The sequence below is a fragment of the Parageobacillus sp. G301 genome (genome assembly GCF_030268025.1).
GTDB classification, from domain to species: Bacteria; Bacillota; Bacilli; order Bacillales; family Anoxybacillaceae; genus Parageobacillus_B; species Parageobacillus_B toebii.
In genome coordinates this window covers 909,901-924,183 of sequence record NZ_BSDB01000002.1, presented here as the reverse complement: position 1 = coordinate 924,183, position 14,283 = coordinate 909,901, and the positions used below count along the sequence as shown (strand labels likewise).

11 protein-coding genes and 1 other annotated feature (1 of these 12 only partly in view) are annotated in these 14,283 nt (G+C 42.3%); all 11 genes read right to left on the bottom strand.

The window, feature by feature from the left end:
• Positions 1-142 precede the first annotated feature (142 nt).
• A complete protein-coding gene (gene lonB / locus QSJ37_RS13410; protein ID WP_285755585.1) occupies positions 143-1,813 on the bottom strand; it encodes an ATP-dependent protease LonB in 1,671 nt (556 codons plus the stop codon).
• 112 nt (positions 1,814-1,925) lie between these two features.
• Positions 1,926-3,191, bottom strand: coding sequence for an ATP-dependent protease ATP-binding subunit ClpX (clpX, locus tag QSJ37_RS13405; RefSeq protein WP_285755584.1), 1,266 nt, complete (start codon positions 3,189-3,191; stop codon positions 1,926-1,928).
• Between the two features lie 224 nt (positions 3,192-3,415).
• Entirely contained in the window at positions 3,416-4,702 is a 1,287-nt protein-coding gene (tig, locus tag QSJ37_RS13400; RefSeq protein ID WP_285755583.1) for a trigger factor, read from the bottom strand.
• 183 nt (positions 4,703-4,885) lie between these two features.
• A complete protein-coding gene (locus QSJ37_RS13395; protein WP_285755582.1) occupies positions 4,886-5,866 on the bottom strand; it encodes a tetratricopeptide repeat protein in 981 nt (326 codons plus the stop codon).
• A gap of 123 nt (positions 5,867-5,989) precedes the next feature.
• On the bottom strand, positions 5,990-6,583 hold the full coding sequence (gene leuD / locus QSJ37_RS13390) for a 3-isopropylmalate dehydratase small subunit (RefSeq protein ID WP_015864696.1): 594 nt from the start codon (positions 6,581-6,583) through the stop codon (positions 5,990-5,992).
• 12 nt (positions 6,584-6,595) lie between these two features.
• On the bottom strand, positions 6,596-8,011 hold the full coding sequence (gene leuC, locus QSJ37_RS13385; protein WP_285755580.1) for a 3-isopropylmalate dehydratase large subunit: 1,416 nt from the start codon (positions 8,009-8,011) through the stop codon (positions 6,596-6,598).
• Positions 8,012-8,030: 19 nt separating this feature from the next.
• Positions 8,031-9,146, bottom strand: coding sequence for a 3-isopropylmalate dehydrogenase (gene leuB / locus QSJ37_RS13380; protein WP_285755578.1), 1,116 nt, complete (start codon positions 9,144-9,146; stop codon positions 8,031-8,033).
• Positions 9,147-9,167: 21 nt separating this feature from the next.
• The gene (locus QSJ37_RS13375) at positions 9,168-10,715 is read right to left on the bottom strand and encodes a 2-isopropylmalate synthase (protein ID WP_285755577.1); all 1,548 of its coding nucleotides are present in this window, start codon (positions 10,713-10,715) and stop codon (positions 9,168-9,170) included.
• Positions 10,702-11,727, bottom strand: coding sequence for a ketol-acid reductoisomerase (gene ilvC / locus QSJ37_RS13370; RefSeq protein ID WP_285755576.1), 1,026 nt, complete (start codon positions 11,725-11,727; stop codon positions 10,702-10,704). The genes QSJ37_RS13375 and ilvC overlap by 14 nt, the downstream gene beginning before the upstream one ends.
• A gap of 28 nt (positions 11,728-11,755) precedes the next feature.
• Entirely contained in the window at positions 11,756-12,274 is a 519-nt protein-coding gene (gene ilvN / locus QSJ37_RS13365) for an acetolactate synthase small subunit (protein WP_285755575.1), read from the bottom strand.
• Positions 12,253-13,986, bottom strand: coding sequence for an acetolactate synthase large subunit (ilvB, locus tag QSJ37_RS13360; protein ID WP_483313613.1), 1,734 nt, complete (start codon positions 13,984-13,986; stop codon positions 12,253-12,255). Before ilvB ends, ilvN begins: the two co-directional genes overlap by 22 nt.
• Before the next feature lie 74 nt (positions 13,987-14,060).
• Positions 14,061-14,283: a binding site (T-box leader), on the bottom strand (it continues 47 nt past the right edge of the window).

Sequence of the window (14,283 nt, the reverse complement as noted above, 5' to 3'; positions counted from 1 at the left end):
TCTATTGTATAGCACTGAAGTACTATTTGTAAAATGACACGATGCAGACAAAGGAAACGTTTTTATATCTTGTTTATGAATTATAATACAAAGAAAAACCGACTTCGACATCCTTTTTTCGTCGAAGTCGTATCGCTTGCTACTACACTGATTTTTTTTCGGAGCGATCGGCAGCGGCTGGAATAGCGCTATCGTGTTGCGCAAAATCTTTTCCAAATACAACTGGAAACACTTCCTCTAAACGTTGGACAGGAATAATCTCGATCCCATCGATCTCTCGTAAAATGGATTGCATGTTTTCCAACGGAACGATCACTTTTTTCGCCCCAGCCTGTTTCGCCGCTTTTACTTTTGGAAAAATTCCTCCTACTGGTTTGACATAACCGTGAATACTGATTTCTCCTGTCATCGCTACCGTACAATCAACCGGTATTTGATAAATCGCTGAATAAATTCCGGTTGCTATCGCAATTCCTGCGGACGGGCCATCGATTGGAATGCCTCCTGGGAAATTAATATGAATATCATAACGATCAGCGGGAACCCCCAGCGCACGCAATACAGTAATGACGTTTTCAACAGAACCTCTTGCCATACTTTTGCGGCGAATGGATTTTTCCCGGCTTCCAATACTTTCTTCTTCGACGATGCCAGTAATATTAATGGTTCCTTTTTCTTTTGTTGGCAAAGCAGTTACTTCAATTTCCAAAAGCGCTCCGGTATTCGGACCGTATACAGCTAATCCATTCACAAGACCAACCATCGACGTATGAGCGATTTTCTTTTCATATCGCGGCGACAATTGGCTTGATTGGATGACCCATTCAATGTCTTTATCTAAAATCGTTTCACGGTTTTCAGAAATAGTAATTCCCGCAGCAATTTGCATGATATTTACTGCTTCCCGCCCGTTTCTTGCATAAGACGCAAGAATACGAATTCCGTTTTCCGATACTTTTAAACGTATTTTTTCCGCTGCCTTTTTTGCAATGAGCGCAATTTCATCCTGATCCAGTTCACGGAAAAACACTTCTAAACAACGCGAGCGAATAGCCGGAGGAATTTCGTTTGGTGTTCTCGTTGTCGCTCCAACAAGGCGAAAATCTGCAGGAAGCCCATTTTGGAAAATGTCATGGATATGACTCGGAATTTGCGGGTTTTCCTTGCTATAATAAGCACTTTCAAAAAACACTTTACGGTCTTCGAGCACTTTCAGTAATTTATTCATTTGAATCGGATGAAGCTCTCCAATTTCATCAATAAATAAAACTCCACCATGTGCATTCGTTACCGCACCTTGCTTTGGCTGCGGAATGCCTGCTTGTCCCATCGCTCCAGCCCCTTGATAAATTGGATCGTGCACAGACCCAATTAACGGATCAGCGATTCCACGTTCATCAAACCGTGCTGTCGTTGCGTCTAATTCAACAAATACCGCATTCTTTTTAAAAGGAGAAAGCGGATTTTTTTTCGCCTCTTCTAAAACTAGACGAGCCGCCGCTGTTTTCCCAACGCCTGGTGGTCCGTAAATAATGACATGCTGAGGGTTCGGACCGCATAACGCCGCTTTTAACGCTTTAATTCCGTCTTCTTGACCGACAATATCTTCAAAACTTTTAGGTCTTACTTTTTCCGCAAGTGGTTCGGTTAACGAAATGGATCGCAATTTCTGAAGCTGTTCCATTTCTTTTCGGGATTCCTTATCGATCGAAACTTTTTGGATCCGTTGGCTTTTAAGCAAATTCCAAAAATAAAGACCAATAATAATCCCGAAAAATAGTTGTATCAATAGTACTGCATTTGCCCAATTCATTCTCTGAAATCCTCCTGCCTTCAAATAGTATGTAGTATGATAGTATCTCCGTGAAAAGGCAGGAATAAACAAAAAAAGAAACCGCCTTATGACTAAGGCAGTTTTACAAACATTACGCTGATGTTTTTCTCTCTTGTTCTATCACGGTTCCGTCGTGGCGAATCAGTTTTGGCGGTTTATTGCCACGAACCGTCTCTACGGTAATAACACATTTTTGCACATCTTCACGAGACGGCAGTTCGAACATGACATCAAGCATAATTCCTTCAATAATCGAGCGAAGACCGCGCGCTCCGGTTTTTCGTTCAATTGCTTTTTTCGCAATTTCCCGCAGCGCTTCTTCTTCAAATTCAAGCTCCACCCCATCAAGTTCAAGCATTTTTTGGTATTGTTTTACAATCGCATTTTTCGGCTTTGTTAATATATCGACAAGCGCTTGTTCATCAAGCGGCTCTAAAGTCGTAATGACCGGAAGGCGACCGACAAACTCTGGGATAAGCCCAAACTTTAATAAATCTTCCGGAAGCACTTTTGACAATAAATTCTTTTCATCTACATCCGACTGCTGAATATCGGCGCCGAATCCGATTACTTTTTTTCCTAAGCGACGCTTAATAATCGGTTCGAGCCCATCAAACGCACCGCCACAAATAAATAAAATGTTCGTCGTGTCAATTTGGATAAATTCTTGATGTGGATGCTTGCGTCCACCTTGAGGCGGAACGCTGGCAATCGTTCCTTCTAAAATTTTTAATAACGCCTGCTGTACCCCTTCACCAGATACATCGCGCGTAATGGATGGGTTTTCCGATTTACGGGCGATTTTATCGATTTCATCGATATAAATAATTCCTTTTTCAGCCCGTTCCACATCATAGTCGGCTGCCTGAATAAGCTTGAGCAAAATGTTTTCTACATCTTCACCGACGTATCCAGCTTCCGTAAGCGATGTTGCATCCGCAATCGCAAACGGCACGTTTAAAATGCGCGCTAATGTTTGCGCCAGCAGCGTTTTTCCGCTTCCCGTCGGTCCAATCATTAAAATATTGCTTTTTGATAATTCTACATCATCGATTTTACTGCCAGAATTAATCCGCTTATAATGATTATAAACCGCAACTGCTAACGATTTTTTCGCTTCATCTTGGCCGATGACATATTCATCTAAAATTTCCCGAATTTCTTTTGGTTTCGGAATATCTTTAAATTCAAATTCCTCTTCGTTTCCTAACTCTTCTTCCACGATCTCCGTACATAACTCGATGCATTCATCACATATGTATACACCGGGACCAGCAACAAGCTTGCGGACTTGGTCTTGCGTTTTTCCACAAAACGAACACTTTAACTGTCCTTTTTCATCATTAAATTTAAACATCAACTTCACCCCTTGCCACGAAATCGCACAACTTCATATGTATTTTATTTTCCTCACAAAACTCTGACGACAAAACGTATGTATTGGTCATTTTATCATAAATGATCTCCAAAAAGCTAATAAAAAAATTGCAATGTGTTAGAAAAATTAGAAAATTCTTTATCACACTTTATTTTTTGTATGAAAGAACAAGGCACGAACATTCGCGCCTTGCTCTTTATATATTATGCCGCAACTTTGCTATTTTCTACAAGGAAATCGATCGTTTTCCGCCATTTCAAATCTTCTTTTACACCATCAAGATTTCCTAATAGCTCTTTTAGTTTTTCCACTTCTAAATTATATGCTTTCGCCATTTTTTCTAGTTCTTCATTTATTTCTTCTTCTGTTACTTCAATATTTTCTGCCTTTGCAATCGCTTCTATTGTTAAAGCAACACGAACGCGTTTTTCCGCATCTTCTCTCATTTGTTCACGCAATGCTGCTTCATCTTGGCCCGAGAATTGATAATAAAGTTCAAGATTAAGCCCCTGCATTTGCAAACGTTGATCAAATTCACGCAACATGCGGTCTGTTTCGTTTTTCACCATTACTTCTGGAATATCAATTTCCGCGTTTTCTGCCGCTTTTTCAACAACCGCATCACGAAGTGCTGCTTCCGCTTCGTTCTTTTTCATTTCTTCAAGTCTTTTGCGGATTTTGTCTTTTAATTGTTCTAATGTTTCTACTTCATCGTCTACATCTTTTGCGAATTCATCGTCTAATGCTGGAAGACGTTTTTCTTTTATTTCATGTACTTTTACTTTGAATGTTGCAGGTTTGCCCGCTAATTCTTTTGCATGGTATTCTTCAGGGAATGTCACTTCAATTTCTTTTTCTTCTCCTGCCTGCATGCCGATCAATTGATCTTCGAATCCTGGAATGAATGTGCCAGAACCGATTTCAAGCGAGTAATTTTCTGCTTTTCCGCCTTCAAATGGCTCGCCGTCAACAAAACCTTCGAAATCGATCACTGCTGTATCGCCGTTTTCAACTTTGCCGTCTTCTTTTACAACAAGCTCCGCGTAGTTTTCTTGAAGACGTTTTAATTCGTTTTCTACATCTTCATCTGTGACAGTATCATCCATTTTTTCTACTTCTAATCCTTTATATTGCCCAAGTTTTACTTCTGGTTTTACAGTAACTTTTGCTGTAAAAATAAGGCTTTTTCCTTTTTCCATTTGTTCAATATCGATTTTTGGAACATCTACTGGTTCGATGCCTGCTTCTTCTACTGCTTTTGCATAAGCTTCTGGCAATAAAATATCAAGTGCATCTTGATATAACGCTTCTACTCCAAAACGTTTTTCAAAAATGACGCGCGGTACTTTTCCTTTGCGGAATCCTGGAATAGCAATGTTTTTCACTACCTTTTTAAACGCCGCATCCAATCCTTCATTTACTTTTTCCGCGTCCACTTCAACAGTAAGAACGCCTTCATTACCTTCAAGCTTTTCCCATTTTACTGACATAATATTCCCTCCACCTAAAAATCATTCATTATAATTTAATTAAGGATGAAGATAATGAAACGATTCCATTTTTCATTATCTTTTTATTATTCTCATATATGTAATAAAAAGTATAAAACACATACGCAATACAACCATTATATTATAACATACAACAATGATGTTTCAATACGAATAAGATGATTAAAAATAGGAAAATTTCTCTACTTCATAAAGCTTTTTGCAAAGAAAATCCATGTTTTCAGCATGAACATGATACATGCGGGCAATTTCCTCTAAAGCTGCTGGTACTCCTTGAAATTGACAGGCAACGAAATGAAGCGTTGCAATCCACTCTTCACATGCAGTCGGTTTTGGAGAAAACGGGTAAAGAATGTACGTATAACGAAGCCAAATATCTACAGCTACTTCATATAAGCTTGGATTTTCGCTTGCTAACGTATTCTCTAACTGCCGTAACACGTGTAATGCAAACGCCGTTTGCGCCTGTTCGTTTAGATTTGCCGGTATTACTTCCATTCTTTCTCCAAACTTTTCGATTGTGACAACATCGGTTACATTTTTTAACGTAAGCAAACGCAAAATCATTGTTTTGGTTATTGGGTTTTTTGATTTGTTCATTAAATATTGTTTTAAAATGGAAAGAACAGGAGCAATATCTTCATTTTCTAACTGCTTGATCACTTTCATATGCTCGGTAATATCGTCCGACTCAAACAGCTGCTGAATGCTATCTTGTTCAGCAAGCGGCAAAGCAGTTTTGCTCATTTTTTGATTGAAATGAAGCAGACGCTCCAGGTGCTCCCGCATCGAAGGAGAAAGATGGCAGCGGTGCAACGCATTACGTATCACCATTTCTGCTTGCTCATATCGTTGCATTTGCATCAAAATAGATACATACATTTGCAAAAGTTCGATATCATCTCTATGTTCTTGAAGCAACATGCGTAAACGGCGTTCAGCCTCAAGAAAATCACCTAATTCGCAGTGACAAACGGCAATACTAAGTGCTACATGGAAACTATTCTCACCAAGCTGTTCTGCTTCATGAAAAAAATGAAGCGCTTCATTGTACCGCTTTGCCTGCAGTGCTTCCATTCCCTCTTCAACAAGGCGTTCCTTGACACGAGGAAACAAAATAATATTTTTATTTTTTCTCTCCATGTTCGCCCGCCCCAATAAAATTTTTACACAAGTGTAACAATTTTTCCTCCAAAATACAAGCAAAATAAGCAGAAAAAAGAAAAAGCCGTTCCAGCTTTTTGAGGCGGAACGGCTTTTTTCCACTTACGACATTGGGCAATGTTTTTTTTCATACTCTGCAATATACGGTTCATAAACGAACGTTAAATCGATTTCATCCCAACCTTTTAAAAGGAGTTGTTTTCGGTATGGATCAATGTCAAACGTCCGCTCAAATCCGCTATCATCATACACCCGTTGATCTTCTAAAGAAATTGTTAATTCATAATCTGCTTTTGTGCTTTCTCTCAATAAATATTCGACATCCTGCTTAGCTAAACGAATTGGCAATAACCCATTTTTTAGGCAGTTGTTATAAAAAATATCTGCAAACGATGGGGCAATAATCGCTTGAAATCCGTAATCTTGCAGGGCCCATGGAGCATGTTCGCGCGATGATCCACAGCCAAAATTTTCGTTAGCAACAAGAATGGTTGCCCCTTCGTTTTCTGGCCGATTTAATTCAAAATCCGGATTTGGTTTTTCTCCATCGATATAACGCCAGTCGTAAAACAGAAACTTCCCAAACCCCGTACGCTCGATTCTCTTTAAAAATTGTTTTGGAATAATTTGGTCTGTATCGATGTTGGCGCGGTCGATGCCTGCTACTTTCCCTTTATGAACAGTAAATGGCTTCATTCGTTTCCCCCCTTAATGGACCGGTTCTTTCTGCAATTGTCGAACATCAACAAAATGCCCATAAATTGCAGCAGCGGCAGCCATCGCCGGGCTAACTAAGTGCGTTCTTGCCCCTTTTCCTTGTCGTCCCTCAAAATTTCGATTAGATGTGGAAGCGCAATGTTCTCCTTCCGGTATAATGTCTGGATTCATTCCTAGACATGCGCTGCAACCGGAATCACGCCATTCGAATCCCGCATCGATAAAAATTTGTGCTAATCCTTCTTCTTCCGCTTGTTTTTTCACTTGTTGCGATCCAGGGACAACAAGCGCACGCACGCCTTTTGCCACTTTCTTTCCTTTGACAATTTTCGCAGCTTCACGCAAGTCGCTAATACGAGAGTTCGTACAGGAACCGATGAAAACGTGCTGTACTGGAATTTCTGTAATCGGAGTGCCAGGTTTTAATCCCATATATTCCAAAGCGCGTCGTACTGCCTTTTGTTCCGTTTCGCTTGAAAAATTCTCCGGATGCGGCACTGTTCCATCGATTGATGTGCTCATCGATGGGTTGGTTCCCCATGTCACCATTGGGGCAATGGTCGACGCATCTATTTCAATCGTTTTGTCGTATTCCGCACCTTCATCTGTAGCAAGAGCCCGCCAGCGTTCTACCGCTTTTTCAAACTCTTCTCCCTTCGGCGCATATTTGCGCCCTCGCAAATAAGCAAACGTCGTTTCATCTGGACTTACTAAACCAGCACGCGCGCCTGCTTCAATCGACATGTTGCAAATCGTCATTCTCTCTTCCATCGACATGTTACGAATGACTTCTCCAGTAAATTCGATAATATATCCTGTTCCAACATCAACCCCATAGCGGCCGATAATCGCCAAAATGACATCTTTGGCGGTAACTCCTTCCCCTAATTTTCCGTTAATGCGAATTTGCAGCGTTTTCGGTTTATGCTGCCATAACGTTTGTGTCGCAAGCACATGTTCCACTTCGCTCGTTCCGATTCCAAACGCAAGCGCCCCAAATGCTCCATGTGTCGACGTATGGCTGTCCCCGCAAACAATCGTTTTTCCTGGTTGTGTTAAACCAAGCTCTGGACCAATCACATGGACAATTCCTTGTTCTTCACTACGCAAATCAGCTAGCGGAATCGAAAATTCCCGACAGTTTCGTTCCAACGCGGCAATTTGATTTCTTGCCACTTCGTCCTCAATCACAAAACGGTTTACTGTTGGAACATTATGATCCATCGTCGCAAATGTTAAATCTGGGCGGCGCACTTTCCGCCCCTTTTGCCGCAATCCTTCAAACGCTTGCGGAGAGGTGACTTCGTGCACTAAATGTAAGTCGATATAGAGCAAATCTGGTTTTCCATCTTCGCGATATACGACATGATTTTCCCAAATCTTTTCAATAATCGTTTTCGGTTTCACTGCTTTCACCTCTCATTTTTCATGAGTAAACAGTCATAATATGGAAAATTGCTTCATTATCTAAAATCGTCGCTTTAATTTCGTTTACCATTTCATCAGTGGAAACGACTCGTTGCCCTTTTTGTGCAATATCTGCTGTTCGCAATCCAGCTGCCAATACTTGCTGAACTGCTTTTTCAATTGCATCTGCCTCTTCCGAAAGCCCAAAGGATAATCGAAGCATCATTGCCGCTGATAAAATCGTTGCAATCGGATTTGCTTTATTTTGACCAGCAATATCAGGCGCAGAACCGTGAATTGGCTCATACAAACTAGGTCCTGATGTCGATAAGCTTGCGGATGGCAACATTCCGAGTGAACCGGTCAACATCGAAGCTTCATCACTTAAAATGTCACCAAACATGTTTTCCGTAACAATGACATCAAATTGTTGCGGAGAGCGAATTAACTGCATTGCCGCATTATCGACAAGCATATGCTCAAGCGTTACATCAGGAAACTCTTGCGCCACTTCTTCAGCAATTTCCCGCCACATTCTGCTTGACTCGAGCACATTCGCCTTATCAACAGATGTCACTTTTTTCTTCCTTTTACGCGCAAGTTCAAACGCTGCTTTCACAATCCGCTTAATTTCTTCTTTTTTATATAGAAGCGTATCTACTGCTTTTTCTTCTCCGTTTTCTACCATCCGTCCGCTCGGTTTCCCAAAATATAGTCCTCCTGTTAATTCACGAACGATTAACAAATCGACACCTTGAATCACTTCCTTCTTCAGCGGTGACGAATCCATTAAACTGTCGTAAAACTTTACTGGCCGCAAATTGGCAAACAAATTCATCTCTTTACGAATTTGCAATAATCCTTTTTCCGGGCGCAAATGTGCAGGATTTCGATCCCATTTCGGACCACCGACTGCCCCAAGCAATATCGCATCACTTTCACGACAGATGGCAAGCGTTTCATCTGGGAGCGGCGTACCTTTTTGGTCAATCGCCGCTCCACCAATAAGCCCGAATTCGAACTCAAACTGATGTCCAAAACGGGTTTCGATTGTTTTTAGAATTTCAACAGCTCCCCTCGTCACTTCTTTTCCGATTCCATCACCCGGCAATACGGCAATCCGATAACTTCCCATGCTGTTTCCCCTCCATTGGTTTTATTGCATCGCTACTTTTTGATTCTCAGCGCGCATCGTTTCAATCATAAACACGCGGTTGACTGCGTTAATATACGCTTTTGCGGATGCTTCCAGCACGTCCTGCGCCGTACCGCGACCGCTAGTTTCTATATCATTGACACGCACTTTCACGAAAACTTGCGCAAGCGCGTCACGACCACCTCCCACGGATTCAATACGGTAATCAAGAAGAGTAACAGATGTCTTAAAGCAACGCTCTAACGTGTTATACAATGCTTCGACGCTTCCTGCTCCCGTTGCCGCTTCTTGAATCTCATTTCCTTGTCCGTCTTTTAAGACGACAACAGCGGTCGGAATTTGGTTTGTGCCATACTGAACTTGAAGCGAGCATAACTGATAAAAATCTTTAAAGTGATCAAATTTTTCTTCAAAAATAAGTGCGACTAAATCATCATCGGTAATGTCTTTTTTCTTATCTGCCAACTCTTTAAATCGAACAAATAATTTATTAACTTCTTCATCTGATAATGTGTATCCAAGTTCTTCAACACGATTGCGCAGCGCATGCCGTCCCGAATGTTTTCCAAGCACCATGGAGTTTGATTGAACGCCAACAAGTTCTGGTGAAATAATTTCATACGTTGTTTTTTCTTTTAATACACCATCTTGATGGATTCCTGACTCATGAGCGAAGGCATTTTTGCCGACGACCGCTTTGTTTGGCGGAATAACCACACCTGTCAATTTGCTTACTAAATTGCTCGTTCGCTTAATTTCTTGAAGGTTAAGGCGTGTTTCTGCCTGATAATAATCTTTGCGAATGTAAAGCGCGACAGCGATTTCTTCCAATGCCGCATTTCCCGCGCGTTCGCCGATTCCGTTAATCGTCCCTTCGATTTGTGTTGCGCCATGCTCAATTGCTGCCAGTGAATTTGCAACCGCCATTCCTAAATCGTCATGGCAATGGGCAGAAAGAGAAACTTTTTCAATATTCGGAACATTATTGCTTAAAAATGTGAAAATATTCCCGTACTCTTTCGGGGTAATATACCCTACTGTATCTGGGATATTAATGACCGTCGCCCCCGCTTTAATCACTTCTGTAATAATCTTGGCCAAAAATGGAAGCTCGCTGCGGCAGGCGTCTTCCGCCGACCATTGGACAATTGGAAAATAGCGTTTTGCATATTTGACCGACTCTACCGCCGTTTCAATGACTTGTTCCGGCGTCATTTGCAATTTATACTTCATATGGATCGGAGATGTGGCGATGAATAAATGGAGACGAGGCTCCGCTCCTCCTTTTAACGCTTCCCATGCGGCGTCAATATCGCTCTGTACCGAACGAGCAAGCCCGGTAACAGAGCATGTTTTGATCGTTTCGGCGATTTGTTTTACCGCTTGGAAATCTCCTTTCGATGAGGCAGGAAAGCCTGCCTCAATAATATCTACACCGAGCCGTTCAAGCTGACGGGCAATTTCAAGTTTTTCTTGCAAATTCAAATTGATTCCAGCAGACTGTTCACCGTCACGCAACGTCGTATCAAAAATATTAATTTTTCGCACTGGAGACCACCACTTCTTTCTGTCTTTCTTTCACAAATGGCATCATGCTGCGCAATTCGCGGCCGACAATCTCAATGAGGTGTTCATTTTCACGGCGGTTGATCGCGTTAAACTCCGGACGGTTTGCTTGGTTTTCCAAAATCCATCCTTTTGCAAATTTTCCTGTTTGAATATCATGAAGAACTTTTTTCATCTCTGCTTTCACCGCATCATTGATAATGCGCGGCCCAGAAATGAAATCTCCCCATTGCGCCGTATCGGAAATCGAATGACGCATCCAAGAAAGACCGCCTTCGTACAGAAGATCAACGATCAGCTTCATTTCATGCAAACATTCGAAATAGGCTACTTCCGGCTGATATCCTGCTTCGACAAGCGTTTCAAATCCTGCTTTAATAAGCGATGTTAATCCTCCGCATAATACAGCTTGTTCGCCGAATAAGTCTGTTTCTGTTTCTTCTTTAAATGTCGTTTCCAGCACTCCCGCTCTTGTCGCACCGATCGCTTTTGCGTACGCGAGCGCCGTTTGTTTTGCTTCCCCCGTTACATCTTGATACACTGCAATTAATGCAGGAACGCCGGCTCCTTCTGTATACGTGCGGCGCACTAAATGCCCCGGACCTTTCGGCGCAACTAAAAATACATCGACATGTTCAGGAGGAACAATTTGATTAAAATGGATATTAAACCCGTGGGCAAATACTAATGCATTTCCTGGCTGAAGCTCTGGTTCGATTTCTTCTTTATATACATTTGGTTGTTTTTCATCTGGAAGAAGAACCATGACGATATCTGCTTGTTTGGTTGCTTCGCGAACACTATATACGGCAAAACCGTCTTTTTCCGCTTGTTCCCATGATTTTCCTTTGCGAAGCCCAACAATAACATTCACGCCGCTGTCGCGAAGGTTTTGTGCATGTGCATGACCTTGTGAACCGTAACCGATAATTGCCACCGTTTTTGATTGTAAGTATTTTTCATTTGCATCTCCGTTATAGTAAACTTTTGCCATTATCCATCTCTCCTTTTCTCATAGTCTTTTAGATAATGAAAACAGTTTTATGTGTAGCGGCTGTTTTTTGTGAGCCGCGTGTAAACGCTGTTGTGCCTGTTCTCGCCACTTCTTTAATTCCATAAGGTCGCAATAACTCAATGAGCGCTTCTACTTTTTCGGATTCGCCTGTTACTTGAATAACAAGACTATCTTTGCTTACATCGACAATCGAAGCGCGGAATGGCTCAATAAGCGTATAAATCTCTTGGCGGAGCGCCGGTGTCACGGATACTTTCACCAGCGCCAGTTCCCGCGCAACAATCGCTTGGTCGGTAATATCATTTACTTTCAGCACGTCAATTTGCTTGTTTAACTGTTTAATAATTTGCTCGGCCGTCCGCTCATCTTCGACATTGACGACAAATGTCATTCGGGAAACTCCTTCTACTTCTGTATGTCCTACCGTGATGCTTTCAATGTTATAATGCCGCTTCGTAAATAACCCGGTAATTCGGTTGAGAACGCCTGGACGGTTATTGACTGTCATTGTGATAATTCGCCGCACGGTTTCACCCCCACCATTTCATGTAATCCTTTTCCAGGTGCAACCATTGGATAGACGTTTTCATCCGCTTTCACATGGAAATCAAGTAAAACCGGACCGTCAATCGCAAATGCTTTCTTTAGTACCTCCATCGCTTCCGCCTCCGTTTTCGCCCGGAAGCCCGGCATATTGTATGCTTCTGCTAGTTTTACAAAATCCGGCTGATTTGGAATGAGAGAATGGGAATATCGTTTTTCATAAAAAAGTTCCTGCCATTGACGAACCATGCCAAGCGCTTGGTTATTCACAATAACCACTTTAATCGGCAATTGAAGTTCTTGGATTACAGACAACTCTTGGAATGTCATTTGGAAGCCACCATCACCAACAATGGAAACGACCGTAGCATTTCTATCCGCAAGCTGCGCTCCGATCGCCGCCGGGAGGCCGAATCCCATCGTTCCAAGTCCGCCCGAAGTAACCCAGCGATGCGGTCTATTAAACTTGTAATATTGCGCCGCCCACATTTGATGCTGGCCAACGTCGGTAGTAATAATTGCTTCTCCGTTCGTTAATTCATAAATCATTTCCACCAGTTTTTGCGGCTTAATCGTTTGTTCATCGTCTTCGTAATAAAGAGGGAATTGTCGTTTCCATTCATTTAACTGGGCAAGCCATGCGTTTGTGTCCGCCGGCTTTCCTTGCTGATGAATTAATTCTTGCAAGGCCGCTTTCGCATCGCTGACAATCGGAATTTTCGTAGGCACGTTTTTGCCGATTTCCGCCGGATCAATATCAATGTGGGCCACCGTCGCCTTTGGTGCGAAATATTTTAAATTTCCTGTTACACGATCATCGAATCTTGCCCCAATATTAATGAGTAAATCACATTCATATAGCGCCATGTTTGCTGTATACGTACCGTGCATGCCAGCCATTCCTAAAAATAATGGGTGATCGGCTGGAAATCCGCCTAAGCCTAATAACGTATGAACGACTGGAATATTCTGTTGTTCAGCATATTGCCGTAGTTCATTTGAAGCGTTCGCATGTAATACGCCTGCTCCCGCTAAAATGACAGGTCTTTTCGATTGGCTAACCGCTTCTACAAGGCGGCGAATTTGCAAATGGTTTGGGTGAGTGGTCGGTTGATACCCTGGCAAATGAACCTCTTGTTCGTAATCAAATTCTCCTTCCGCTGTGGTAATGTCTTTTGGGATATCAATTAATACAGGACCAGGTCTTCCTGTTGTGGCAATATGAAACGCTTCTTTAATAATTTTCGGAAGCTCGCTTATATCACGAACTTGATAATTATGTTTCGTAATTGGCATCGTAATTCCGAGAACATCCGCTTCTTGAAACGCATCTGAACCGATGACGTTCGTTGCAACTTGACCTGTAAATACGACGATCGGCAGCGAATCCATCATTGCATCTGTTAAACCTGTCACAATGTTTGTCGCTCCAGGCCCTGATGTTGCGATCACAACGCCCGGCTTTCCAGAAATACGCGCATATCCTTCTGCGGCATGAATGGCCCCTTGCTCATGCCGCGTTAACACGTGAAACACTCCTGATTGATATAACTTGTCGTAAAGCGGCAACACCGCACCACCCGGATATCCAAAAATAACTTCTACCTTTTCCGCCTTTAACGCCTCAATTAACATTAGCGCTCCGCTCATTTTCGTTTTTTCGGACGTTTTTTCCTCTACTTTCATCCTTGCCATCATCCATCCTCCCTCGCATTTTTCATCGCTATGAAAAAAACCTTTTCACCCACAATGACCTACTTTGGTTCGGTCAAAGGGGCGAAAAGGTTCACTTTTCGCGGTACCACCCTTCTTCGTGGCCATTACGACCACCTCATGAGCGATTGGCAAATAAACCAACCACTCTTTTTAGTAACGAGTGAAGCTAGTGTACTCCACCCGTCCAACCCTACTAGCCATATGACGTTCAGGCTGGCGCTCAGAGGTGAGTTCGTCAAGCGGCAGCATCACCGGTTCCCAGCTCCCCCGGCTCTC

Excerpts from the sequence above, each read along its gene's own strand:
- lonB (WP_285755585.1), bottom strand. The coding sequence starts at position 1,813 with ATGAATTGGGCAAATGCAGTACTATTGATACAACTATTTTTCGGGATT.
- clpX (WP_285755584.1), bottom strand. The coding sequence starts at position 3,191 with ATGTTTAAATTTAATGATGAAAAAGGACAGTTAAAGTGTTCGTTTTGT.
- tig (WP_285755583.1), bottom strand. The coding sequence starts at position 4,702 with ATGTCAGTAAAATGGGAAAAGCTTGAAGGTAATGAAGGCGTTCTTACT.
- QSJ37_RS13395 (WP_285755582.1), bottom strand. The coding sequence starts at position 5,866 with ATGGAGAGAAAAAATAAAAATATTATTTTGTTTCCTCGTGTCAAGGAA.
- leuD (WP_015864696.1), bottom strand. The coding sequence starts at position 6,583 with ATGAAGCCATTTACTGTTCATAAAGGGAAAGTAGCAGGCATCGACCGC.
- leuB (WP_285755578.1), bottom strand. The coding sequence starts at position 9,146 with ATGGGAAGTTATCGGATTGCCGTATTGCCGGGTGATGGAATCGGAAAA.
- ilvC (WP_285755576.1), bottom strand. The coding sequence starts at position 11,727 with ATGGCAAAAGTTTACTATAACGGAGATGCAAATGAAAAATACTTACAA.
- ilvB (WP_483313613.1), bottom strand. The coding sequence starts at position 13,986 with ATGGCAAGGATGAAAGTAGAGGAAAAAACGTCCGAAAAAACGAAAATG.